General features: G+C 71.4%; 19 protein-coding genes. 14 read left to right on the forward strand and 5 right to left on the reverse strand.

Features of this window, described 5'->3' with window-relative positions:
- Window positions 1–41: 41 nt before the first annotated feature.
- The 5 genes from ACN6LB_RS27775 (at window position 42) to nudC (ending at window position 10,259) form a co-directional block, all read left to right on the forward strand.
- Window positions 42–407: an MGMT family protein gene (locus ACN6LB_RS27775; protein WP_356140538.1), complete on the forward strand. Its 366-nt coding sequence runs from the start codon at window positions 42–44 to the stop codon at window positions 405–407.
- Between the two features lie 248 nt (window positions 408–655).
- The gene (locus tag ACN6LB_RS27780; protein WP_445028282.1) at window positions 656–4,066 is read left to right on the forward strand and encodes an ATP-dependent helicase; all 3,411 of its coding nucleotides are present in this window, start codon (window positions 656–658) and stop codon (window positions 4,064–4,066) included.
- 156 nt (window positions 4,067–4,222) lie between these two features.
- Window positions 4,223–7,777 (forward strand): UvrD-helicase domain-containing protein, encoded by a 3,555-nt coding sequence (locus ACN6LB_RS27785; RefSeq protein WP_445028283.1) that lies wholly within the window; start codon window positions 4,223–4,225, stop codon window positions 7,775–7,777.
- Window positions 7,778–7,787: 10 nt separating this feature from the next.
- Window positions 7,788–9,200, forward strand: a complete 1,413-nt coding sequence (locus ACN6LB_RS27790) for a dipeptidase (RefSeq protein WP_445028284.1) — start codon at window positions 7,788–7,790, stop codon at window positions 9,198–9,200.
- 108 nt (window positions 9,201–9,308) lie between these two features.
- Complete coding sequence (nudC, locus tag ACN6LB_RS27795; protein WP_445028285.1) at window positions 9,309–10,259, forward strand: NAD(+) diphosphatase; 951 nt, start codon at window positions 9,309–9,311, stop codon at window positions 10,257–10,259.
- A gap of 101 nt (window positions 10,260–10,360) precedes the next feature.
- On the opposite strand, the gene ACN6LB_RS27800 is transcribed toward nudC, so the two are convergent.
- The gene (locus ACN6LB_RS27800; RefSeq protein ID WP_356140527.1) at window positions 10,361–10,603 is read right to left on the reverse strand and encodes a mycoredoxin; all 243 of its coding nucleotides are present in this window, start codon (window positions 10,601–10,603) and stop codon (window positions 10,361–10,363) included.
- A 185-nt stretch (window positions 10,604–10,788) separates the two neighbouring features.
- Here ACN6LB_RS27800 and ACN6LB_RS27805 point away from each other — a divergent pair, with 185 nt between their 5' ends.
- From ACN6LB_RS27805 to ACN6LB_RS27825, 5 genes are all read left to right on the forward strand, one after another.
- Complete coding sequence (locus tag ACN6LB_RS27805) at window positions 10,789–12,984, forward strand: ATP-dependent DNA helicase UvrD2 (protein WP_445028286.1); 2,196 nt, start codon at window positions 10,789–10,791, stop codon at window positions 12,982–12,984.
- 163 nt (window positions 12,985–13,147) lie between these two features.
- Window positions 13,148–13,465 carry a hypothetical protein gene (locus ACN6LB_RS27810; RefSeq protein WP_356140523.1) on the forward strand — a complete coding sequence of 106 codons (318 nt, stop codon included), beginning with the start codon at window positions 13,148–13,150 and terminating at the stop codon, window positions 13,463–13,465.
- 175 nt (window positions 13,466–13,640) lie between these two features.
- On the forward strand, window positions 13,641–14,009 hold the full coding sequence (locus ACN6LB_RS27815; RefSeq protein ID WP_028802016.1) for a WhiB family transcriptional regulator: 369 nt from the start codon (window positions 13,641–13,643) through the stop codon (window positions 14,007–14,009).
- Window positions 14,006–14,329, forward strand: a complete 324-nt coding sequence (locus ACN6LB_RS27820) for a hypothetical protein (protein WP_356140521.1) — start codon at window positions 14,006–14,008, stop codon at window positions 14,327–14,329. Before ACN6LB_RS27815 ends, ACN6LB_RS27820 begins: the two co-directional genes overlap by 4 nt.
- A gap of 121 nt (window positions 14,330–14,450) precedes the next feature.
- Complete coding sequence (locus ACN6LB_RS27825; RefSeq protein ID WP_445028287.1) at window positions 14,451–14,678, forward strand: hypothetical protein; 228 nt, start codon at window positions 14,451–14,453, stop codon at window positions 14,676–14,678.
- 114 nt (window positions 14,679–14,792) lie between these two features.
- On the opposite strand, the gene ACN6LB_RS27830 is transcribed toward ACN6LB_RS27825, so the two are convergent.
- On the reverse strand, window positions 14,793–16,139 hold the full coding sequence (locus tag ACN6LB_RS27830) for an ABC1 kinase family protein (RefSeq protein WP_445028288.1): 1,347 nt from the start codon (window positions 16,137–16,139) through the stop codon (window positions 14,793–14,795).
- A complete protein-coding gene (locus tag ACN6LB_RS27835; RefSeq protein WP_445028289.1) occupies window positions 16,132–17,469 on the reverse strand; it encodes a TOMM precursor leader peptide-binding protein in 1,338 nt (445 codons plus the stop codon). Before ACN6LB_RS27835 ends, ACN6LB_RS27830 begins: the two co-directional genes overlap by 8 nt.
- A 218-nt stretch (window positions 17,470–17,687) precedes the next feature.
- Between ACN6LB_RS27835 and ACN6LB_RS27840 the strand changes: the two genes are divergently transcribed.
- The 4 genes from ACN6LB_RS27840 (at window position 17,688) to ACN6LB_RS27855 (ending at window position 21,579) form a co-directional block, all read left to right on the forward strand.
- Window positions 17,688–18,284, forward strand: a complete 597-nt coding sequence (locus tag ACN6LB_RS27840) for a M48 metallopeptidase family protein (protein ID WP_356149402.1) — start codon at window positions 17,688–17,690, stop codon at window positions 18,282–18,284.
- Window positions 18,285–18,411: 127 nt separating this feature from the next.
- Window positions 18,412–20,115: a TerD family protein gene (locus tag ACN6LB_RS27845; RefSeq protein WP_445028290.1), complete on the forward strand. Its 1,704-nt coding sequence runs from the start codon at window positions 18,412–18,414 to the stop codon at window positions 20,113–20,115.
- Between the two features lie 11 nt (window positions 20,116–20,126).
- The gene (locus ACN6LB_RS27850) at window positions 20,127–20,807 is read left to right on the forward strand and encodes an AIM24 family protein (protein WP_356147241.1); all 681 of its coding nucleotides are present in this window, start codon (window positions 20,127–20,129) and stop codon (window positions 20,805–20,807) included.
- Window positions 20,808–20,823: 16 nt separating this feature from the next.
- The gene (locus ACN6LB_RS27855; RefSeq protein ID WP_356147247.1) at window positions 20,824–21,579 is read left to right on the forward strand and encodes an AIM24 family protein; all 756 of its coding nucleotides are present in this window, start codon (window positions 20,824–20,826) and stop codon (window positions 21,577–21,579) included.
- Between the two features lie 84 nt (window positions 21,580–21,663).
- On the opposite strand, the gene ACN6LB_RS27860 is transcribed toward ACN6LB_RS27855, so the two are convergent.
- The gene (locus ACN6LB_RS27860) at window positions 21,664–22,179 is read right to left on the reverse strand and encodes an NUDIX hydrolase (RefSeq protein ID WP_445028291.1); all 516 of its coding nucleotides are present in this window, start codon (window positions 22,177–22,179) and stop codon (window positions 21,664–21,666) included.
- Window positions 22,176–23,621 (reverse strand): zinc-dependent metalloprotease, encoded by a 1,446-nt coding sequence (locus ACN6LB_RS27865; RefSeq protein WP_356147253.1) that lies wholly within the window; start codon window positions 23,619–23,621, stop codon window positions 22,176–22,178. Before ACN6LB_RS27865 ends, ACN6LB_RS27860 begins: the two co-directional genes overlap by 4 nt.
- Between the last annotated feature and the right edge of the window lie 130 nt (window positions 23,622–23,751).

The raw sequence follows: 23,751 nt of genomic DNA on the forward strand, positions 1-23,751 counted from the left end.
ACCGCGTCACATTGTCGGTGGGGTGGGGCAGGATGGGGCGGATGAGCGAGGAGAGTCTCCCGGCGGACGCCCTGCCGGAGTACGCGGAGCGGGTCCTTGAGGTCGCCGAGCTGATCCCGCCCGGGCGCGTCATGACCTACGGGGACGTGGCGGAATGGCTGGAGGAAGGCGGCCCGCGCCAGGTGGGCCGGGTGATGGCCCTCTACGGAGGAGCGGTCGCGTGGTGGCGCGTCATACGCGCGGACGGAGTGCTGCTCCCGGGCCACGAACTCCGCGCGCTCGCCCATTACCGCGCGGAGAGCACCCCCCTCAAGGACGCGAGCAGGGCCTCCCAGGGACATCTGCCGCGCGTCGACATGAAACGGGCGCGCTGGGACGGCGGCGAACGCGCGGAAGGTCACATCTGACAGCTTCCGCCATCGGATCGGCACGGGGGCGACCTGTGGCCCGTACGGGGGAAGCGGGGCACATCCGTGACATGCCGTACGTTCGAGCAGCGGGGGACGCACGTGACCCGAGGGAAGAAGGGGAAGCCCTCCTTCCACGACACCCACCGGCGTAGCGTCGACGACGCGCATCCCCCTCACCCCGCGGTCACCGCCCTCCACCCGCGGCAGCCCTCCCACCAGCACAACCACCAAGGCCGGCGAACCACGTGAGCTCCTCTTCCTCCACCAGGCGACTGGCGCACCCCCAGGTGCGACAGGGGACCCGTGGCGCATACCGACTGGTGCGTACCCCGCCGGACCCGGTGGACCCCCCTCGTCTGGACGCAGGGCAGCGCGCGGTGGTTGACCACACGAGCGGCCCGCTGCTCGTCCTCGCAGGTCCGGGCACCGGCAAGACGACCACACTCGTCGAGTCCGTGGCCGCCCAGATCGCACGCGGAGGGGACCCCGAGCGGATCCTGGTGCTGACGTTCAGCCGCAAGGCGGCCGTCGAGCTGCGCGACCGCATGGCCCTGCGCATAGGAGCCGTCCGAGCCCCGCAGGCCACCACCTTCCACTCCTTCTGCTACGCCCTGGTCCGCGCCCACCAGGACAGCGACCTGTTCGTGGAACCCCTGCGCCTGCTGTCCGGCCCCGAACAGGACGTGACCGTGCGCGAGCTGCTCGCCGGGCAGCCCGACCTGGAGCGGCTCGGCCTCGCCCATGTGCGCTGGCCGGACGAACTGCGCGCCTGCCTGACCACGCGCGGCTTCGCCGACGAGGTCCGCGCGGTCCTCGCCCGCAGCCGCGAGCTGGGCCTCGGCCCGGACGCCCTGGACGCCTTCGCCGCCCGCATCGGCCGCCCCGACTGGCGCGCGGCCGCGGCCTTCCTCGCCGAGTACCTGGACGTTCTCGATCTGCAAGGAGTGCTCGACTACGCGGAACTGGTCCACCGCGCGGTGCTCCTCGCCGGCCGCCCCGGCGCCGCCGAGCGCCTGGCCGCGCAGTACGACGCCGTCTACGTGGACGAGTACCAGGACACCGATCCCGCACAGGTGAGGCTGCTGCAGGCCCTCTCGGGCGGCGGACGCACACTCGTCGCCTTCGGCGACCCCGACCAGTCGATCTACGCCTTCCGGGGCGCCGACGTGAACGGCATCCTGGACTTCCCCGCCATGTTCCCGCGCCCGGGCGGCGCACCCGCGCCGGTGGAGGTCCTCAGGACGTCCCGCCGCTCGGGCGCCGCCCTCCTGACGGCCACCCGCCTGCTCACCCAGCGCATGCCGCTGACCCGCCTCCCGGCGGAGAAGGTACGCGCCCACCGCGAACTCGCCCCGGTACGGGACGGCGGCCGAGTCGAGGTGTACACGTACCCGACGCCCGGCACGGAACTCGACAACATCGCGGACATCCTGCGCCGCGCCCACCTGGAGGACGGCGTCCCCTGGAGCGACATGGCCGTCCTGGTACGCGCCGGCGCCCGCACGATCCCGTCCGTCCGCCGCGCCCTCACGGCGGCGGGCGTCCCCCTCGACATCGACGGCGACGACCTGCCGCTGAGGCATGAGCCGTCGGTCGCACCGCTGCTGACGGCGCTACGGGCAGTGGCGCAGGCGGAGACGCAGGCATCGCCGGGGGAGGACGACACACCGGCGGCCCCGGAGCCGGAGCCGGAGCCGGAGTCGGAGCCGGTGGGGCCCGACGCCTCGGAGGCGTCGGACCCCGACGACCCTGAAGTCACTGCCCCCGCAAAGCCCTGGCTCGACACCGAAACCGCGCTCACCCTGCTCGCCTCGCCCCTGGCGGGCATGGATGCCGCCGACCTGCGGCGGCTGGGCCGCGCCCTGCGCGAGGAGGAGCGGGCGGCCGGCAACCACGTTCCGCCGCCCTCCGACGAACTGCTCACGCGGGCGCTCGCCGAGCCCGAACGCCTCGTCGCACACGATCCCGCGTACGCGCGCGGAGCCCAGCGACTCGGCGCACTGCTGCGCAAGGCACGCGAGCGCCTCGCCGGCGGCGGGACGGCCGAGGAGGCGCTGTGGGAGCTGTGGGACGGCACACCGTGGCCGCAGCGCCTGGAGCGGGCAGCCCGGCGCGGCGGCGCGGCCGGACGCAACGCCGACCGGGACCTCGACGCGGTGTGCGCCCTGTTCGCGACCGCCGCCCGCGCCGAGGAGCGCACCGGCGGCCGCGGTGCCCTCAACTTCCTGGAGGAGGTCGAGGCCCAGGACATCGCCGCCGACACGCTCACCCGCAGGGCCGTGCGTCCCGACGCCGTACGCCTGATGACCGCGCACCGCTCCAAGGGCCTGGAATGGCGCCTCGTCGTCACCGCGGGCGTCCAGGAGGGCCTGTGGCCGGACCTGCGCCGCCGCGGCTCCCTGCTGGAGGCCGATCGCATCGGCCGCGACGGCCTCGCCGAACCACTGACCCCCGGAGCGCTCCTCTCCGAAGAGCGCCGTCTGTTCTACGTCGCCGCCACGCGCGCGCGTGAACGCCTTGTCGTCACCGCGGTCAAGGCCCCCGCCGACGACGGCGACCAGCCCTCCCGCTTCCTCACCGAACTCGGCGTCGAGCCCAAGGACGTCACCGGCCGCCCGCGCCGCCCCCTGTCCGTCGCCGCCCTCGTCGCCGAACTGCGCGCCACCACCGTCGACCCCCGCGTGTCGGACACCCTCAGGGAGGCCGCCGCCCGCCGCCTGGCCCGGCTCGCCGCGCTCGCCGACGAGGACGGCCGCCCCCTCGTCCCCTCCGCACACCCCTACCGCTGGTGGGGCATGTACGAGCCGACCGAGAGCAAGGTGCCGCTGCGCAACCGCGACGAGCCCGTCGTGCTCTCCGGAAGCGCCCTCGACCAACTCGCCAACACCTGCGCCCTGCAGTGGTTCCTGGGCCGCGAAGTGAAGGCCGACGCGCCCGCCACCGCCGCCCAGGGCTTCGGCAACGTGGTGCACGTCCTCGCCGACGAGGTCGCCTCCGGACGCACCCCCGCCGACCTCGCCGTCCTCATGGAGCGCCTCGACTCCGTGTGGAACGCGCTCGCCTTCGACGCCCCGTGGAAGTCGGCGCAGGAGAAGGACAACGCGCGCGTGGCGCTCGAACGCTTCCTGAAGTGGCACGTCGACTCCAACAGCGCCCGCCCGGGACGTACACCGGTGGCGAGCGAACACGACTTCGACGTGACCCTCGAAGCGGGCTCCTACGAAGTACGCATCCGCGGCTCCATGGACCGCGTCGAGACGGACACCGAAGGCCGCGCCTACGTAGTCGACTTCAAAACCGGCAAACAGGCGCCGAGCGCCGCCGAGGTCGCCCGTCATCCGCAGCTCGCCGTCTACCAGCTCGCCGTCCGCGAGGGCGCCGTGGACGAAGCCTTCGGCGGAGCACGCCCGGAGCCGGGCGGCGCCGAACTCGTCCAGCTGCGCCAGGGTGCCGCCAAGAAGAACGGCGGCGAGACCCTGCCCAAGGTGCAGTCCCAGGAACCCCTCTCCGGGGAGTGGGCCGGCGACCTCCTCGCCGTCGCCGCCGGCAAGGTCCTCGACGAGCGGTTCTCACCGACCACCGGGCAGCACTGCACGCACTGCGCGTTCCGGGCGTCGTGCAGCGCCCGACCCGAGGGGCGCCACGTCGTCGAGTGACACGGCTCGTCGACTGACACGGCGTACACCCTCGCGGCGCCCACGCCCGGCACGTAGCCGAGTGACATACGGCACCACACGTGCTGACCTGCGGTTCTCCCATCCCGACGGCCGATGTGGCCCCCGCTGTCAGTGCACGCCGCTAGCCTCTCTGACGTGCCCGCCCGTATCACCGATCCCGATCAGCTCAAGGAGCTCCTCGGCATCCCGTTCACCCCGGAGCAGACGGCCTGCATCACCGCACCGCCCGCCCCGCAGGTGATCGTGGCCGGAGCCGGATCCGGCAAGACCACGGTGATGGCAGCCCGCGTGGTGTGGCTGGTCGGCACCGGCCAGGTCGCCCCCGAACAGGTCCTCGGCCTGACCTTCACCAACAAGGCGGCGGGCGAACTCGCCGAGCGCGTCCGCAAGGCCCTCATCAGGGCGGGCGTCACCGACCCGGACGTCATCGACCCCGACAACCCGCCCGGCGAACCGGTCATCTCCACGTACCACGCCTTCGCGGGCCGCCTGCTGACCGACCACGGCCTGCGCATCGGACTCGAACCCACCTCCCGCCTGCTCGCCGACGCCACCCGCTATCAACTCGCCGCCCGCGTACTGCGCGAGGCCCCGGGCCCCTACCCGGCACTGACCCGCTCCTTCCCCGACCTCGTCGGCGACCTCCTCACACTCGACTCCGAACTCGCCGAACACCTCGTACGACCCGAGGACCTGCGCGCCTACGACGGTGAACTGCTGCGGTCCCTCGCAGACGCCAAGCTCACCAATCCCGACCTGCGCAAGGTCCCCGAGGCCGCCGCGGCCCGCCGCGAACTCACCGAACTCGTCAGCCGCTACCGGACCGCCAAACGCGAGCGCGACCTCCTCGACTTCGGCGACCAGATCGCCCTCTCCGCGACCCTCGCCGACACCCGCCCCGAAGTCGGCGCCATCCTGCGCGACGAGTTCCGCGTCGTCCTCCTCGACGAGTACCAGGACACCTCGGTCGCCCAGCGCGTCCTGCTCGCCGGACTGTTCGGCGGCGGCACGGGCCACCCGGTCACCGCCGTCGGCGACCCCTGCCAGGCGATCTACGGCTGGCGCGGCGCCTCCGTCGCCAACCTCGACGACTTCCCCGAGCACTTCGCGAAAGCCGACGGCAGCGACGCCGAGCGCCAGTCACTGAGCGAGAACCGCCGCAGCGGCGGCCGCCTCCTCGACCTCGCCAACGGCCTCGCGGAACCCCTGCGCGCCCTGCACGCGGGCGTGGACGCACTGAGGCCCGCCCCCGGCGCCGAACGCGACGGCATCGTCCGCTGCGCCCTGCTGCCCACCCACGCCGAGGAGATGGACTGGCTCGCCGACTCCATCGCCCACCTCGTCCGCACCGGGAAGGCACCCGCCGAGATCGCCGTCCTGTGCCGCACCGCGACCGACTTCGCCGAGATCCAGGGCGCGCTCGTCGCCCGGGACATCCCCGTCGAAGTGGTCGGCCTCTCCGGGCTGCTGCACCTCCCCGAGGTCGCCGACCTCGTCGCCGTCTGCGAAGTCCTCCAGGACCCCGGCGCCAACGCCTCCCTCGTACGCCTGCTCACCGGCCCGCGCTGGCGCATCGGCGCCCGCGACCTCGCCCTCCTGGGGCGCCGCGCCCGGCTGCTCGTGTCCCACGCGCGCGTGGGCGCCGACGACGACCCGGACCGCCGGCTCGCCGCCGCCGTGGCGGGGGTCGACCCGTCCGAGGTGATATCGCTCGCCGACGCCCTCGACACCTTCCTGGAGATGCCCCTCGACGCCGAGAAGGACGACGACGGCCTGCCCTTCTCACCCGACGCGCGCGTGCGCTTCGCCCGCCTCGCCGCCGAACTGCGCGACCTGCGCCGCTCCCTCGCAGACCCCCTGATGGACGTCCTGCACCGGGTCCTCGCCGTCACCGGCCTCGAAGTGGAACTCTCCGCCTCCCCGCACGCCCTGGCCGCCCGCCGCCGCGAAACCCTCTCCAACTTCCTGGACATCGCCGCTTCCTTCGCCGCGGGCGACGGCGAAGCGACCCTCCTCGCCTTCCTCGGCTTCCTGCGCACCGCCGCGCAGTACGAGAAGGGCCTCGACAACGCCCTCCCCGGCGGCGAGAACACCGTCAAGGTCCTCACCGCGCACAAGTCCAAGGGCCTGGAATGGGACGTCGTCGCCGTCCCCGGACTGGTCACCGGCACCTTCCCCAGCACCCAGGGCCGCGAGAAGTGGACCGCCCAGGGCAAGGTCCTGCCGCACCAGCTGCGCGGGGACGCCGCCACACTGCCCGACATCGACGCCTGGGACGCCAAGGGCATGAAGGCCTTCCACGAGGCCATGAAGGACCACCAGCACACCGAGGAACTCCGCCTCGGCTACGTCACCTTCACCCGCCCCCGCTCCCTGCTGCTCGGCTCCGGCCACTGGTGGGGCCCCTCGCAGAAGCGCCCGCGCGGCCCCTCCGACTTCCTGCTCGCCCTCCACGAACACTGCGCCGCCGGACACGGCGACATCGAGGCATGGGCGGACGAACCCGCCGAGGACGAGGAGAACCCCGCCCTTGACCGGGCGAGCCGTGACCACGCCTGGCCGCTCCCCCTCGACGACACCGCACTGGCCCGCCGCCGCGCAGCCGCCGAAACCGTACTCGCCCACCTGGAACGCGCCGCCTCCCACCAGGACACCCACCCCGGCACCGACCCCGACTCCACCTCCTACGAGGACCCGGACTGGCCACCCCCGCCGGACGACAACGAAGCCCTCCACGACGAGCCGCACTTCGACCAGGACGGCTACCCCGAGGACCACATCCCCGACGACGTCCCCGAAAACGGCCTCCCCGAGGACGACGACTCCGACTGGGACACCTGGACCGCGGACCGCCCCGCACACGCCCCCCACGCGCGCGCAGCACTCCCCGACGACCACCCCCGCACGCCCACCGTCCCTCACGCCCGACGACACCCCGCCGAAACCGGCCTCCCCCCCGAGGAATCCCGCACCCTCGCCTCCTGGGACCGCGACCTGGACGCGCTCACCGGAGAACTCCTGCGCGCCCGCACAAGCATCACCGACGTACCCCTGCCGCCCTCACTCACCGCCTCGCAAGTACTGCGCCTGGCCGCCGACCCGGACGGCTTCGCGCAGGACCTGGCCCGCCCCATGCCACGCCCGCCGCAGCCCGCCGCACGCCGCGGCACCCGCTTCCACGCCTGGGTGGAATCCCGCTTCGAAGAACTGCGGCTGCCCCTGCTGGAACCGGACGAGCTCCCCGGCAGCGAAGCCGAGATCGCCGACGAACGCGACCTGGAGACCCTCAAGGACGCCTTCGAACGCAGCCCTTACGCACACCGGACCCCCTACCGCGTCGAAGCCCCCTTCCAGCTCGCCATCGCCGGACGCGTCGTCCGCGGACGCATCGACGCCGTCTACAAAGAACACGACGGCAACACCACGACGTACGAGATCGTCGACTGGAAGACCAACCGCACCCGCACCGCGGACCCCCTCCAGCTCGCCCTCTACCGGCTCGCCTGGGCCGAACAGCAGGGAGTGCCGCCGGAGTCCGTCAAAGCCGCATTCCTGTACGTCCGCAGCGGCGACGTGGACCGCCCGCACGACCTCCCCGACCGGGCCGCACTGGAACGACTGCTCCTGGAAGGCCCCCGCGAAGAGACCCCCGGGGAACCACCGGACCAACGTGCCCCGGCGGGCGGATAGGCTCGTGAGCATGAGCAAGCCCGTTGACAGCGCCGTCAGCACCGTCCGCACATACATCCAGGACCACCGCACCGCATTCCTCGACGACCTCGCCGAGTGGCTGCGCATCCCCTCGGTGTCCGCCCAGCCCGACCACGCCGCGGACGTACGGCGCAGCGCCGACTGGCTCGCCGCCAAACTGCGGGAGACCGGATTCCCCACCACCGAGGTCTGGTCCACACCGGGCGCCCCCGCCGTCTTCGCCGAATGGCCCTCCGACGACCCGGCGGCCCCCACAGTCCTCGTCTACGGACACCACGACGTACAGCCCGCCGCCCGCGAGGACGGCTGGAACACCGAACCCTTCCAGCCCGAAATCATCGGAAACCGCCTCCACGCGCGCGGGGCGGCCGACGACAAGGGCCAGGTGTTCTTTCACACACTCGGCGTGCGCGCCCACCTCGCCGCCACCGGACGCACCACCCCCGCCGTCCACCTGAAACTCCTCATCGAAGGCGAGGAGGAATCCGGCTCCCCGCACTTCCGCGCCCTCGTCGAAACACACGCACAGCGCCTCGCCGCCGACGCCGTGATCGTCTCCGACACCGGCATGTGGTCCGAGGACACCCCCACCGTGTGCACCGGCATGCGCGGCCTCGCCGAATGCGAGATCCAGCTCCACGGCCCCGACCAGGACATCCACTCCGGCTCCTTCGGCGGCGCCGTCCCCAACCCGGCCACCGCTGCCGCCCGCCTCGTCGCCGCCCTCCACGACGAGCACGCGCGCGTGGCCGTCCCCGGCTTCTACGAAGGCATCACCGAACTCACCGACCGCGAACGCGAACTCTTCGCCGAACTGCCCTTCGATGAAGCCCAGTGGCTGCGTACGGCCAAGTCGTCCGCCACCCACGGCGAAGCCGGACACACCACCCTCGAACGCATCTGGGCCCGCCCGACCGCCGAGGTCAACGGCATCGGCGGCGGCTACCAAGGCCCCGGCAGCAAGACGATCATCCCGTCCTCGGCCATGGTGAAACTCTCCTTCCGACTCGTCGCCGGACAGGACCCGGACCACATCGAGAAGGCCGTACGCGCCTGGGCCGCCGAACAGCTCCCCCCGGGCATCCGTCACGAGATCACCTTCGGCGCCGCCACCCGCCCCTGCCTGACCCCCCTCGACCACCCGGCCCTCCAGTCCGTCGCACGCGCCATGGGCCGCGCCTTCGAACAGCCGATCCTCTTCACCCGCGAAGGCGGCTCCGGACCCGCCGCCGACCTGCAGGAAGTCCTCGGCGCACCCGTCCTCTTCCTCGGCATCTCCGTCCCCTCGGACGGCTGGCACGCCCCCAACGAGAAAGTCGAACTCGACCTGCTCCTCAAAGGCGTCGAAACCTCCGCCCACCTGTGGACGGACCTGGCCGAGAACTGGCGAGAGGCACACTGAGGAAACCCCGCCACGCACATCCCGCCGTACGACTCCACACGTCCCGCCGCATGCCCTGCTGAACCGCCCGCCGAAATAACCGTTCCACCGGGGGAGTTGGAAGCACCCGTGACCACCTGGACCGACCACACCGCCGACCGTCCCATCTCGCTCACCGCCCCGAGCGGCATCGACCGCGCCGCCCACCACCGGCTCGACGAGGCCTGGCTCGCGGCGGCATGGAGCCACCCCACGACCCGCGTCTTCGTGGTCTCCGGCGGCCAGGTCCTCATCGACGAGACGGCCGACGGCACCACCGAACTCCTCATGACCCCCTCCTTCGAGGCCCCGCTCACCGAAGCGCACCGCTACTTCCTCGGCACCGACGACGACGGTGTGAGCTACTTCGCACTCCAGAAGGACGCACTGCCCGGACGCATCGACCAGTCCGCGCGCCCCGCAGGACTGCGCGAAGCAGGCCTCCTGCTGTCCCCCCGCGACACCGGCCTCATGGTGCACGCCGTCGCCCTGGAGAACTGGCAGCGCCTGCACCGCTTCTGCTCACGCTGCGGCGAGCGCACCGTCATCGCCGCAGCCGGCCACATCCGCCGCTGCCCCGCCTGCGGCGCCGAGCACTACCCGCGCACCGACCCCGCCGTGATCATGGCCGTGACGGACGACGACGACCGCATCCTCCTCGGCCGCCAGGTCCACTGGCCCGAAGGCCGCTTCTCCACCCTCGCCGGCTTCGTCGAACCCGGCGAGGGCATCGAGCAGTCCGTACGCCGCGAGGTCTTCGAAGAAGCAGGCGTCACCGTCGGCGAGGTCGAATACGTCGCCAGCCAGCCCTGGCCCTTCCCCTCCAGCCTGATGCTCGGCTTCATGGCCCGAGCCACCTCCTCGGAGATCAACGTCGACGGCGAGGAGATCCACGAAGCCCGCTGGTTCTCCCGCGAGGACCTGCGCACCGCCTTCGAATCCGGCGAGGTCCTGCCCCCCTACGGCATCTCGATCGCCGCCCGCCTCATCGAGCTCTGGTACGGCAAACCCCTGCCCAGGCCCGGCAACGCAACCGTCTGACCCGGAGCGGGCACACGAAAAAGGGGCTGTTCCCGAGTCGGTTCGGGAACAGCCCCTTTTCGCCTGCGGCCGCCGCCGAAGCGGGCCGAAGACCTACCCGCTCAGACGCCGATCCTCTGCTTGACCTGCGCCAGCGACGGGTTCGTGAGCGTCGAACCGTCCGGGAAGAGCACAGTGGGAACCGTCTGGTTTCCGCCGTTCGCCTTCTCCACGAACGCCGCGGACGCCGGGTCCTGCTCGATGTTGATCTCGTCGTACGTGATGCCCTCGCGGTCCATCTGGCTCTTCAGCCGACGGCAGTAGCCGCACCACGTGGTGCTGTACATCGTCACAGTGCCCGGCATGTGTCTCGCGCTCCTTTGCTGCTGGGGTGCGTACTCGCAGTCACTGGAACGTACGTGACCGAGCCGCAATTCCCGCAGGGGGTATCACACGGCCCACTGTGGCGCCTGCCTCATTAGTACGACCACGAGGCCCTCCCTGTGGACAACCGGCTCACCCCTCTCCGACGACCTGGCAGCATGGCGGGGTGACATCAGCAACGCACTCCACCCTCTTCCCGCAGGTACCGGACTCGGCCGACGCGGTGCTCGACGGGCTCGACCCCGAGCAGCGCGAAGTGGCCACCGCCCTGCACGGACCGGTGTGCGTCCTGGCAGGCGCCGGCACGGGCAAGACCCGCGCCATCACCCACCGCATCGCCTACGGAGTGCGCGCCGGAATACTGCAGCCCTCCAGCGTGCTGGCCGTCACCTTCACCAACCGCGCCGCCGGCGAGATGCGCGGCCGCCTCCGCCAGCTCGGCGCCGCCGGAGTCCAGGCCCGCACCTTCCACTCCGCCGCACTGCGCCAGCTCCAGTACTTCTGGCCGAAAGCAGTCGGCGGCAGCATGCCCCGGCTCGTCGACCGAAAGATCCAACTCGTCGCCGACGCCGCCGCGGCATGCCGCATCCGCCTCGACCGCGGCGAGCTGCGCGACGTCACCGCCGAGATCGAATGGTCCAAGGTCACCCAGACCATCCCCGCCGACTACGCGGCCGCCGCCGCCAAGGCAGGCCGCGAGACCCCCCGCAACCCCGCCGAGATCGCCCAGCTCTACGGAACGTACGAGGACCTCAAGCGCGACCGCGGCGTCATCGACTTCGAGGACGTCCTGCTGCTCACCGTCGCCGTCCTCCAGGACCGCCACGACATCGCAGAACAGGTCCGCGCCCAGTACCAGCACTTCGTGGTCGACGAGTACCAGGACGTCAGCCCCCTCCAGCAACGCCTCCTCGACCTGTGGCTCGGCGAACGCGACAGCCTCTGCGTCGTCGGCGACGCCAGCCAGACCATCTACTCGTTCACCGGTGCAACCCCCGACCACCTTCTCGACTTCCGCACCCGCCACCCCGCGGCCACCGTCGTCAAACTCGTACGGGACTACCGCTCCACCCCCCAGGTCGTCCACCTCGCCAACGGTTTGCTGGCCCAGGCCCGAGGACGGGCAGCCGACCACCGCCTCGAACTGACCTCCCAGCGCGCCGCGGGCCCCGAACCCGGCTACACCGAGTTCACCGACGAGCCCGCCGAAGCCGAAGGCGCCGCCCGTCGCATTCGCGATCTCATCGCCTCCGGAGTCCCCGCAGGCGAGATCGCGATCCTCTTCCGTACGAACTCCCAGTCGGAGATCTACGAACAAGCCCTCGCGGACGTGGGCGTGCCCTACCAGCTGCGCGGCGCCGAGCGCTTCTTCGACCGCCCCGAGGTACGCAAGGCAGGCGTCGCCCTGCGCGGCGCCGCCCGCTTCGGAGGAAACGACTCCCTCCTTGACGACGTGGTCGACCTGCCCTCACAGGTCCGCGCCGTCCTGTCCGGCGAAGGCTGGACCACCGAACCCCCCGCCGGCTCCGGCGCCGTCCGAGAACGCTGGGAATCACTGGCCGCCCTGGTGCACCTGGCCCAGGACTTCGCCGCGGCCAAACCCGGCGCCACCCTGAGCGACCTGGTGGCAGAGCTCGACGAACGCGCGAGCGCCCAGCACGCCCCGACCGTCCAGGGCGTCACCCTCGCCTCCCTCCACTCCGCCAAGGGCCTGGAATGGGACGCCGTCTTCCTCGTCGGCGTCGCCGAGGGCATGATGCCGATCACCTACGCGAAAACGGACGAGCAGGTCGAGGAAGAGCGCCGCCTCCTCTACGTCGGCGTCACCCGCGCCAGAGAACGCCTCTTCGTCTCCTGGTCGCTCTCCCGCTCACCCGGCGGCCGCCCCAACCGCCGCCCCAGCCGGTTCCTCGACGGCCTGCGCCCCGGCTCCGCCACCACCGCGGGCCGCAGCGGCACGGGCGGCGCGGGAGGCATCGAACGCGGCACCGGAAGCAGCGGCGGCGCCGCCGTGCGACGCACCAGCAGGACCCCGGCCCGCTGCCGAGTCTGCGGCCGCACGCTGAACGGGGCCGCTGAGATGAAACTGATGCGCTGCGAGGACTGCCCCTCCGACATGGACGAGGGCCTCTACGAGCGGCTGCGGGAGTGGCGAGCGGTACAGGCGCAACGCAGCGGACAGCCCGCGTTCTGCGTCTTCACCGACAAGACCCTGATGGCGATCGCCGAGACCGTGCCCGACGACGAGGGCGAACTGGCGCGGATCCCCGGCGTCGGCGTACGCAAGCTCAACCGCTTCGGAGCCGACGTCCTGGCCATCTGCGCAGGTCAAGAGCTTGAGGGGGACGGCGAAGATGACTGATACAAACTCGTCGAAAAAATAGTTTGCGCATGCCCCAGCAATCCCCATAGGTTCTTAGCACGCGAACGGAGGCCTTCTCCAAGGCCCCGGTTCCGTGCTGTACTTAATAGCCGTCGGACCGGCTCGCACCGGTCCCCCTAGACGCCGAGAGGAGGCGATTCCAGTGATCAGCATCAACCGCAGCTCCATCAGCACCACCAAAATGACCGATCGCTCGGTCGTCTCCACGTGCCTGCTCGGCGTCTCGAACCTGGGCACCGGTCTGTCCGGCATTCCTGCCGTCCGTCCGGCGTCCTCCGTGTCTCCCGCGGGTCTTCCCGTCCGTGAGCGCAATGAGCGACCGACCCAGGCACTGGAAGCAGCAGTAGTCGCAGAGGCCTATGCCTTTGCCGCAGCCGGTGCCGGATCCAAGAAGCAGACGACGCAGCACCACACGATGTGGGCCTTCCGTGGGCCTGAACCCTGGAGTGATCCAGCCTGATCTTCGATCAGGCCGGCGCCTTCAGGGCCGCGGAACCCCACCCGGGATCCGCGGCCCTTCTGTTTGTCCCCGACCGGGGACGGCAGAGCGAAGGGGCCTCGGGACAAGAAAAGAACCCGGTACCAGCCGCCAACCGGCCCACCCGGCCGGAACGACCAGACGAGGAAGACCAACCGTGCAACTCGAAGCGCACGCCCCGTCCGTACCGCCTTCCGAAACGATCCCCCCGCCCGGCCTCACGGAGGACTCCACCTTGATCCCGCTCACTGCGCTCACCGCGCTCGACGACGCCATCGAGAACCTCGGCGTACCCGTCCCCTGCCGCTCGTACGACCCGGAGGTCTTCTTCGCCGAGTCCCCGGCCGACGTCGAGTACGCCAAGTCCCTCTGCCGCACCTGCCCGCTGATGGAGGCCTGCCTCGCCGGCGCCAAGGAGCGGCGCGAGCCCTGGGGCGTCTGGGGTGGCGAGCTCTTCGTCCAGGGTGTCGTTGTCGCCCGCAAGCGGCCGCGTGGCCGCCCGCGCAAGAACCCGGTTGCGGCATGAACATCCGAGGAACGATCGACCACCCCCTGACGCGCGACCCCAAGAAGCAGGCCCCGATGAAGCCGTCCACGAGCGAGCCCGCAGGCTCCGCGACCCCAGACTTCACCACCACCGGCGCGAACGACTCGCGTCAGAACAGGACCCGCGAGATGCAACTCATCCCAGAAGCCCTGGCTCGTGCGCATATGCACGAGCGACTGCACGAAGCCGAGAGCGAACGCCGGGCCCTGCGCCTGGCGACCGCCCGCCGGATGCAGCGTCGTGCCGAGCGCGCCTCGATGCGCGCCCGCCGCGCGCTGGCCATGGCCGTCATGCAGTGACCGACGACAGCCGCAGGCAGTAGTCGCAGACAGTGATTCCCCGCGGGGCAGGTCCGAACGGACCTGCCCCCGCGGTGCGTTGTACCCCCACAACCCCCGACCTCGGCGATATCGTCGCCGAGTGACGAGTCTTCCCGGGGACAGTGACAACACCGGCGCTCGGCCGCGGCCCGACGCCGCCGAGGAAGCCCAGCCCCTCGTGTGCGCCCATTGCGGCACCCAGGCCGAGGGCCCTGAGCCGACCTGGACCTGCTCCATCGAGAACGGCACCCGCCAGTACCTGTGCGACAGCTGCGCGCGCGCCAATCTCAGGGCGATTGAGGGGCGGCTGGATTCGGCGTGGTGGTAAGGGCGGATTCGTCTGGCGAGGACCTCTGGTGGGGGCCTCCCCCCCCGCCCCCGCCCCCTCCCCCTTCGCCCCTCCCAGACAGCCCCCCACCCCACGCCGACAGACCCCCCGATCTCACGCCTCCGCGGCCGGCTCCTCTTCCGGCAGGAAGCCCGGCAGCCACTCCTCCAGTTCGTCGCGCAGGCGAACCGTCGCGCCCAGCTGGCACAGGACGCCGATGGTGCTCAAGGTCACACGGTGTATCAGGAGGTACGCCGGGGGCAGGTTGAGCCGCTTGCCCAGCTGGTGGGCGGGAGAGCGGGGGTCGGCGATTCGGGCGGCCTGGCTGCGCATCCAGCCGCGGGTGAAGGTGAAGTCGTCGGCCAGGGCCGGTTCGATGATCGGCAGGAGGTAGTCCAGGACCGCGTCGGGGTCGAGGGCTATGGACTCCTTGACGAAGCCCTCCTCGCAGAGCAGTTCATAGACTGCCTCGGCTTCGCCTTCGAGCGTCATGCGCAGGGAGTCACCGATCGTGGTGGGCAGACCGCCCGGAAGACGGTCGACCGTGCCGAAGTCGAGGACGCCCAGACGCCAACCCCCCTTCTCGTCGGGCAGCAGCCGGAAGTTGCCCGGGTGCGGGTCGGCGTGCAGGAGACCGGTGCGCGCGGGGCCCGAGAAGAGGAACCGGGCCAGCAGCTGTCCCGCTCGGTCGCGCTGTTCCTGACTGCCGTCGGCGATCACTTCCGACAGGGGTATCCCGTCGATCCACTCGGTCACCAGGACCTGGTCGCACTGGTGGACCACCGCAGGGACCAGCACATCCGGGTCGCCTTCGAACTCCTCCGCGTGTGTTTTCTGGGCCTGGGCCTCCAGCCCGTAGTCGAGCTCCTCGGAGACCCGGTCGCGCAGTTCCGCGATGAGCGGCTTGATGTCCATGCCCGGGATCAGAGGGCCGAGGAGTCTGGCGAACCGGCTCAGCTGGTTCAGGTCGGACAGCAGGGCCTCGCCCGCGCCGGGGTATTGCACCTTGACCGCGACATCGCGGCCGTCGTGCCACACCGCCCGGTGCACCTGGCCGATCGAGGCCGCCGCCGACGGCTTGTCCTGGAACTCCACGAACAGCTCGGCCCAGTCCGCCCCGAGCCGCTGCTCCAGTACGGAGTGCACGGTGCGTGTCGGCATCGGAGGCGCTGCCTCCTGGAGCTTCGTCAGGGCTGCCCGATAAGGTCCCGCGACCTCCTCGGGCAGCGCCGACTCGAAGACGGACAGTGCCTGTCCGAACTTCATCGCACCGCCTTTGAGCTCGCCGAGCACCTTGAAGAGCTGCTCCGCCGTGCGCTGCTGGAGTTCACGGCCCACGATCTCCGCGGACTTCCCGCCGATTCTCTTGCCGAGTCCCCAGGTTGCCCGCCCGGCGAAGCCGAGCGGTAGCGCGGCGAGCTTGGCGGTTCGGGTGACCGCCTTCCGGGGAAGATCAGACATGCGCCCTCCAAGTACCGGACAGCCGTGCCGCGTACGGCTGTTGCCCGGCCATTGTCTCGTGCGGCTCCCCATCCTCCGAGGTGTGATCCCCCTTACCTTTCTCCATCGCTCCGCACAGGCATGCGGGATGGGGCCAGACCGGTCGCGGATGCCAGTCGAATCCGGGCACCGACGCCTGCCAGCGTGCTCCCGCGCTGGATGGCAACGCGCCGTCCAGGAAGGCCAGCGCATGCCCGGCGGCCAGGCCCGCGACACCGGCCGCCAGCGCGAGGTCGCACGCCGGTACGTGGCGTGGTCGCCCGGAACGCCATTGGGCGACCAGCCGCGGCCAGGTGGGATCACGGTCGACGCGTTCCTGCTCCAGGCAGCCCGCGCAGGCCGTGTCACCGGGCAGGACCAGGGGACCTACGACCCCCGTCCCCTCCGCGACGCCCGCATAGAGATGGGGTGTGCCCGAGGTGATCAGGGACTCGGCGGCGGCCGGGTCGGGGGCGTGGACGGCAAGGTCGTCTCGCGGGGCGAGGATGACCAGTGACCACCCGAGTTCCTGCGTCGGCTCCAGTGCCTGCGCCTGCGCCAGTTCCATTTCCGGTTCCAGTGGCGGGCCGGAGGCCGGATCGGCGGGGTCCGGCGACAGCGGGTCTCGTCTCTTCTCCGCGAATCGCGCCCCGCGTCCGGGTGCCACCTGTGCCGGTCCGCCCGGGGACTTCCGTGCCCGGCCCTGCCGCGGTGGCCGATCCGGCGCCGCCCGCCGCACCGCACGTCGCGCGGCCTCCTCCCGGCGCTCGCCGACCGAGTCCGCGGGCAGTCCGCCCGGAGCGACATCCCACGGCTCGACGCGACCGTTGTCGCGCACATCGACCTCGCCCACGCCCGCGCCCGCCAGCAGTGCGGCCAGGACCACACCCACCCGGCCCGCGCCCCGTACCTGCACGCGCAGTGAGCGGCGCGCCGCCAGGTGCTTGAGGCCGGCGCCCGGCTCGGGGGCGACCAGGGAGAGCGACGCGAGGTCGGGGCGCAGCCGGTCCAGAACCGCTTTCCTGGCGCGCAGGGCGTCCGCGGCCGGGCCGCCTCCTGTCGCGTCGTCGAGCAGACCGGAGCGGGCCAGCCGGTCGATCAGCCCGTCGACATGACCGTCGGGCAGCCCCATCCGGCGCCCTTCGTCCCGCAGGAGCGGCAGCCCTCGGGTTCCGTCGAGCAGGGCGAGGAAACTGCCCGTCGCCGTGTCCATCGGGCCCAGCACCATCGCGTGCGCCGGTGCCATCCCGAACTGCACGGTGTTGAGATCCCGCCAGCCGCGCCGCAGCGCGGGCTTGACCATCGGATGCATGACCGACCCCCGTCGTGCTCAGAGCTTCCCCGTGTGTCGGTGGATGTGAGTGCTGCTCCGCCGACCGGATGCCAGCATGCCCGGATCGGTCGTCGGGTGCCGAAAGTTGTCCACAGGTGGTGGTGTTCGTCGTACAAATCAAGCGCACGGGGTGCGGATCGGCACCGAACCGTCCCGGGGACGGGACTTCCCGCATGTGCAGCGGGTAACGTCGGGGCGTGCCCGCCGACCCACTGCACCGCGCCGGAAAACCACAGCGCAGCACGACGAGCCTGCCGCCAAGCGGCTCGGGGGCGAGCGCGATCGAGGTTCGCAGGAGTGCGCGACGGCGTCGCACCGTCTCCGCGTACCGCGAGGGCGATCGCACCGTCGTGCTCATCCCCGCCCGGATGTCCGAGGCGGAGGAACAGCGCTGGGTCACCGTCATGCTCGACAAGCTGGCCGCCCAGGAGAGCAAACGGCTGCTCGGTGACGCCGAGCTGTCCGAGCGGGCCGGGCGTCTGTCGGAGCAGTACTTCGACGGCCGCGCCCGGCCGACGTCCGTGCGCTGGGTGACCAATCAGAACACGCGCTGGGGCTCGTGCACCCCGTCCGAGGGCAGCATCCGTCTGTCGCACCGGTTGCAGGGCATGCCCGAGTACGTCGTCGACTACGTCCTCGTCCACGAACTCGCGCACCTGCTCGTACCGGGACACGGGCCACGCTTCTGGAGGCTGCTGGAGGCGTATCCGCGTACGGAGCGTGCTCGCGGCTACCTCGAAGGGGTGGTTGCCGCCGACCGGCTGCCTCATCTGCCGGCCGCGCGCGACGAGTAGGAGCGGCCCGCGCCTCCCGCCGAGGGGGGATTGTGTACCGGGTCTGTACCGGCTTGGTCCACTCCCAGACTTTGCCGTTAGCCTGACGCGACGCACTCGCTTTCGGGATGGGGGACGGTCGTTACGCATGGCCAGGGAATTCCAACGCGGCCACAAGGCCAAGATCAGTGACCTCACCTCGGGCACCGATCTGTACGTAGGTGTGCAGATCACCGGCCCCGGGCTGACCTTCGACATCAGTTGCTTCGGTCTGGACGCCGACGAACGGCTCTCGGACGACCGCTACTTCATCTTCTTCAACCAGCCGAAATCCCCCGAGGGGTCCGTTCAGCTGCTCGGTGCGCAGGCCGGTGACGCGGAGTCCTTCCGGGTCACGCTGGACCGGATCCCGCAGCAGATCCAGAAACTGTCGTTCACGGCGACGATCGACGGCGCCGGACAGATGTCGCAGATCGCCCCCGGATATCTCCGGATCGTCGCGGGCGGCGAGGAGGTGGCGCGGTACTCGTTCAGCGGCGCCGAATTCTCCACGGAACGTGCCGTGATGCTGGGCGACTTCTACCTGAAGGACGTCTGGCGGTTCGCCGCCGTGGGACAGGGCTTCGACGGCGGACTCGACGCGCTGCTGAAGAACTTCGGCGGCGAGGTCGCCGAGGAGGAGCCCGCCGCGCAGCAGCCGCAGGCCGGTGCCGCTCCGTCCTTCGCCCCGCCGGCCCAGGCCACCGCGCCCCCCGCGTTCGGCGCGCCCGCACCGGCTCCGGCGCCCGCCCCGCAGGGCTTCGCCCCGCCGCCGGGAGCGACTGCGCCCCCCGCTCCGGCCCCGGCGCCCGCGCCCCCGGTGCACGCCGCGCCGACCATCATCGCGCCCCTGGCCCCGCCGGGCGGTGGCACCGTGCACCCGCCTGCCCCCGCTCCCGCGCCGTACGGCCAGCCCGTCGGGCAGCCCGGACCGCCGCCCGGGTACGGGCAGCCGCCCGGTCAGACCCCGCCCCCGCCGCCCGGCTACGGCCAGCAGGCCCCGAGTGCGCCGCCCGGCTACGGCCAGCAGCCGCCGAGTGCGCCGCCCGGCTACGGGCAGCAGCCCGCCTACGGTCAGGTCCCCGGGCAGTTCCCCGGCCAGGCCGGTGCCCCCGCCCCGCACGGAGCGCCCCAGGGCGTCCCGCAGGCCGGCGCCGGTGTCGCCGCGGCGCTGCAGGCATTCAAGGAGACGCCCACCGGCCAGCGCTGGACCCAGCAGAACAAGAAGCTGATCCGTGTCGACCTCGGCATCGGAGGCCAGCCCGCGCTGGCCCGCCAGGGCAGCATGGTGCTCTACCAGGGCAAGGTCGACTTCAGCTACAAGGGCGCCGGGTTCGCCGGCCGGATCGTGGGCAACGCGACCGGCCAGGAGATGCAGCTGATGCGCTGCACCGGCCAGGGTCAGGTGTTCCTCGCCGAGAACTCCTCGATGCTGCACCCCATCGAGCTCCAGGGCGACGCCATCTGTGTCTCCGCCGAGAACGTCCTCGCCTTCGACGAGTCGCTTCAGTACGAGGTGCGCCGGATCGAAGGGCACGGCATCCCCGGGGGCGCGCTGTTCACGATGCAGTTCCAGGGCACCGGCACAGTCGTCGTGAAGACGCACGGCGCTCCCGTGGTGCTGCCCGTCACGCCGACGACGTTCGCCGACTGCCAGTCCGTCGTCGCCTGGTCCGCGGCCGCCCAGGTGGTCGTCTCCAGCCAGGTGCGGATGCGGCGCAACGCCTACCCCGGTGACACGGGGGAGAGCGTGAACCTCCAGTTCCGCGGCGCGCCCGGCAATTTCATCGTCGTCCAGCCGTACGAGATCTGAGGGAGCCCGTCATGAACCAGCCGCTCGCGGGCTTCGCCCCGGCACCCGTCACCGCCCGCATGGAGAACCACGGCAACCACATGCTGAAGGTCGCCATGCAGACCGGAAACGACCTCCTCGCGCGCGTGGGCTCGATGGTCGCCTACGAAGGGTTCGTCCAGTACGAGCCCAACCCGCCCGCCGTACGCCAGATCGCGCGGGACTGGATCACCGGTGAGGGCGCACCCCTCATGAAGGCCTCCGGCGACGGGCTGCTCTATCTCGCCGACTACGGCGCGAACGTCGTCGTGATCAACCTGAACGGCGACGCGATCTCCGTCAACGCCACCAACCTGCTCGCCTTCGACGCACACCTCCAGTGGGGCGTCGAACGGGTCAAGGGACTGGCCAAGTTCGCCGGACAGGGCCTGTGGAACACGAAGATCTCCGGCCAGGGATGGGTCGCGCTGACCTCCCGGGGCAAGCCGATCGTCGTCGACTGCGGCGGTGGTGAGGACGAGACGTACGTCGACCCGGACGCGCTCGTCGCCTGGTCGCCGAACCTCAAGGTCAAGGGCAAGCGCAGCTTCAAGGCGCAGTCGCTGATCGGCCGCGGCAGCGGCGAGGCGTACCAGATGGCGTTCTCCGGGCAGGGCATCGTCGTCGTCCAGCCCAGCGAGGACAGCACCGACCGCCTCCGAGTCCGGGGCTGAGGGGGAGCGACACACCATGCAGAGCCCGCTTTTCGGCTACAACGACCTCCAGACCCAGGAGCGCTACAGCCTGCAGAACTCGCAGATGCTGCGCGTCGTCCTGGAGGGTCACGACGACATCCTCGCCCGCAAGGGCACGATGGTCGCGTACCAGGGTCTCGTCGAGTTCGACGCCGAGTACCAGAACAACAGCCAGCACCGCGCGCGTGCGTACACGGGCGAGGGCCTGGACCTCATGCGCTGCCACGGGCAGGGCACGGTCTACCTGGCCAACCTCGCCCAGCACGTGCACCTGGTCGACGTGGACCAGGACGGACTGACCGTCGACAGCAGCTACGTGCTGGCGATGGACTCCGGCCTGCACCACGAGGTCATCGCCGTGGACAGCCAGTACGGCATCTCCGGCTCCGGCAAGTACCAGCTCAACATCACGGGCCGGGGCAAGGTCGCGCTGATGACCTCCGGGATGCCGCTGATGATGCAGGTGACGCCCGACAAGTACGTCAACTGCGACGCCGACGCGATCGTCGCCTGGTCCACGAGTCTGCGGGTGCAGATGCAGGCCCAGACGCACTCCTCGGGCGTGTTCCGGCGTCGCGGCAACACCGGCGAGGGCTGGGAGCTGAGCTTCATGGGCAGCGGCTTCGCACTCGTCCAGCCCAGCGAGATGCTGCCGCCGCAGAACGCGGTGATCGGCCAGGGACTGCGCGCCCAGTACGGCGTGGGCCAGCAGGGCGCGCACGCGCAGAACCAGGGCAACGTCTGGGGCTGACCGGGGCCCGTCCGGAAGGCAGACGTAAGGGGCGACCGCAGTAGCGGTCGCCCCTTACGCATTCCTGTTACGCATTCCTGGATCTCAAAGCCTCGCGCGCGTGGCCTCCACCAGACGTACGACCGACTCGTCGGCGACGCCCGCCACCTCGTCGTACGCGAACCAGCGCAGGTCCAGGGACTCGTCGCTGATCGCCGCCACGGCCCCGGCCGGGGCGAGGGCCGCGTACTGCACATCGAGATGCCAGGCACACGGGGTGTGATGCCGGTCCAGGCGCACTGGACCGCCGGGCAGCAGGATCAGCCCGGCGATGCCCGACTCCTCGGTGCCCTCGCGCAGGGCGGCCGCCGCCAGCGTCTCGTCGACCGGCTCGCAGTGACCGCCCATCTGGAGCCACATCCGGAGCTTCTTGTGAAGGGTCAGCAGCACGCGCCCGTGCTCCGGGTCGATCACCAGGGCGCTCGCCGTGATGTGCCCGTCCCGGCAGGCCTTCCACATTCCGTCGGAATGTACGGCCAGATGGTCCAGGTAGGTCTGGCGCAGCTCCTCCTGGTCCTCGTAGCTCTTCAGTACGAGGACCGCGTCGTCGTGCAGACTCACTCGGTGCCGTTGCCCTTGTCGTCGTCCTTCGGGGTGTCGTCCGTCGGGGTGTCGTCCTTCGTCAGGTTCGGCTTCTCTCCGGAGCCGCCCGCGGCCTCGCCGAGCATCTTGTCGAGCTCGGAGAAGTCCAGCTGCTCGTGGTGCACGAAGCCGTCCGGGTCGTCCAGGTCGGACGCGGTCGGCAGCATGTCCGGGTGGGCCCACAGACCGTCGCGGCCGTCCACACCGCGCGCGTCCGTGAGCGAGGCCCACAGCCGCGAGGCGTCCCGCAGCCGGCGCGGGCGCAGCTCCAGGCCGATCAGCGTGGCGAACGTCTGCTCAGCGGGACCGCCCGTGGCACGGCGGCGGCGCAGCGTCTCGCGCAGCGCGTCGGCGGACGACAGGCGCGGCTTGGCGGCGGAGTGCACCACCGCGTCCACCCAGCCCTCCACCAGGGCGAGAGCCGTCTCCAGGCGAGCCAGGGCGGCCTTCTGCTCCGGCGTGTCCTCCGGCTGGAACATGCCCTGCTGCAAGGCGTCCTGCAGCTGCTCGGGATTGGACGGGTCGAGCTGGCCGACCACGTCCTCCAGCTTGGCCGTGTCGACCTTGATCCCGCGCGCGTACCCCTCGACCGCACCGAACAGGTGCGAGCGCAGCCACGGTACGTGCGCGAAGAGACGCTGGTGGGCGGCCTCGCGCAGGGCGAGATACAGCCGCACCTCCTCCTGGGGGACGCTCAGGTCCTTGCCGAACGACTCGACGTTCAGCGGCAGCAGGGCCGCCTTGCCGGCCGGGCCGAGCGGCAGGCCGATGTCGCTCGATCCGACGACCTCGCCCGCGAGCACGCCCACGGCCTGTCCGATCTGCGTACCGAACATGGCGCCGCCCATGGAGCGCATCATGCCGATCAGCGGGCCCGCCATGGCCTGCATCTCCTCCGGCAGGACGTCGCCCATGGCCGCGCCGACCCGCTCGGCGACCGGGTCGACGAGCTCCTTCCACACCGGCAGGGTCGCCTCGACCCACTCCGCGCGGCTCCAGGCCACGGCGGAACCGGAGCCGGACGGCAGCGACGTCGCGTCGTCCAGCCACAGGTCGGCCAGGCGCACGGCCTCCTCGACCGCGGAGCGCTCGGCGGGGCCGACGCTCGCGTCCTTGGTGCCGTCGGAGGTGCCCTGGGAGACCGTCTGGCGGGCGATCTGCTTGGCCATGTCCCAGTTCACCGGGCCGCCCTCGTACGAGAGCATCTGGCCCAGTTGCTGGAACGCGGCGCCCAGGTCGCCCGGGTTCAGGGAACCGAACATGGCTGCGAGCGGATTGTCGGCGCCTGGGCCGCCGGCTCCGGGCGACCCGAAACCGAACGGTCCCTGACCACCACCGCTCTGCTGGTCCTTCTTCTTGCCCTCGTCGCCGTTCTCCGGCTCCTCCGGCGGAAGGCCGAATCCGAATGGGGTGTCACTCACGGGATTCCTCGGCTGGTAAGGCCGCCGGTACTTTCCGACGGCGGCTGCCCGACAACACCACCCAGCGTAGACACCGCGGCGCCCGTTCGGGCCTCGGTGCCCCGCCGACTCCTGGCCTGCGGCAGGATGG

Source organism: Streptomyces sp. SAS_270 (assembly GCF_052543295.1).

Excerpts from the sequence above, each read along its gene's own strand:
- ACN6LB_RS27775 (WP_356140538.1), top strand. The coding sequence starts at position 42 with ATGAGCGAGGAGAGTCTCCCGGCGGACGCCCTGCCGGAGTACGCGGAG.
- ACN6LB_RS27790 (WP_445028284.1), top strand. The coding sequence starts at position 7,788 with ATGAGCAAGCCCGTTGACAGCGCCGTCAGCACCGTCCGCACATACATC.
- ACN6LB_RS27800 (WP_356140527.1), bottom strand. The coding sequence starts at position 10,603 with ATGCCGGGCACTGTGACGATGTACAGCACCACGTGGTGCGGCTACTGC.
- ACN6LB_RS27820 (WP_356140521.1), top strand. The coding sequence starts at position 14,006 with ATGAACATCCGAGGAACGATCGACCACCCCCTGACGCGCGACCCCAAG.
- ACN6LB_RS27830 (WP_445028288.1), bottom strand. The coding sequence starts at position 16,139 with ATGTCTGATCTTCCCCGGAAGGCGGTCACCCGAACCGCCAAGCTCGCC.
- ACN6LB_RS27835 (WP_445028289.1), bottom strand. The coding sequence starts at position 17,469 with ATGCATCCGATGGTCAAGCCCGCGCTGCGGCGCGGCTGGCGGGATCTC.
- ACN6LB_RS27845 (WP_445028290.1), top strand. The coding sequence starts at position 18,412 with ATGGCCAGGGAATTCCAACGCGGCCACAAGGCCAAGATCAGTGACCTC.
- ACN6LB_RS27850 (WP_356147241.1), top strand. The coding sequence starts at position 20,127 with ATGAACCAGCCGCTCGCGGGCTTCGCCCCGGCACCCGTCACCGCCCGC.
- ACN6LB_RS27855 (WP_356147247.1), top strand. The coding sequence starts at position 20,824 with ATGCAGAGCCCGCTTTTCGGCTACAACGACCTCCAGACCCAGGAGCGC.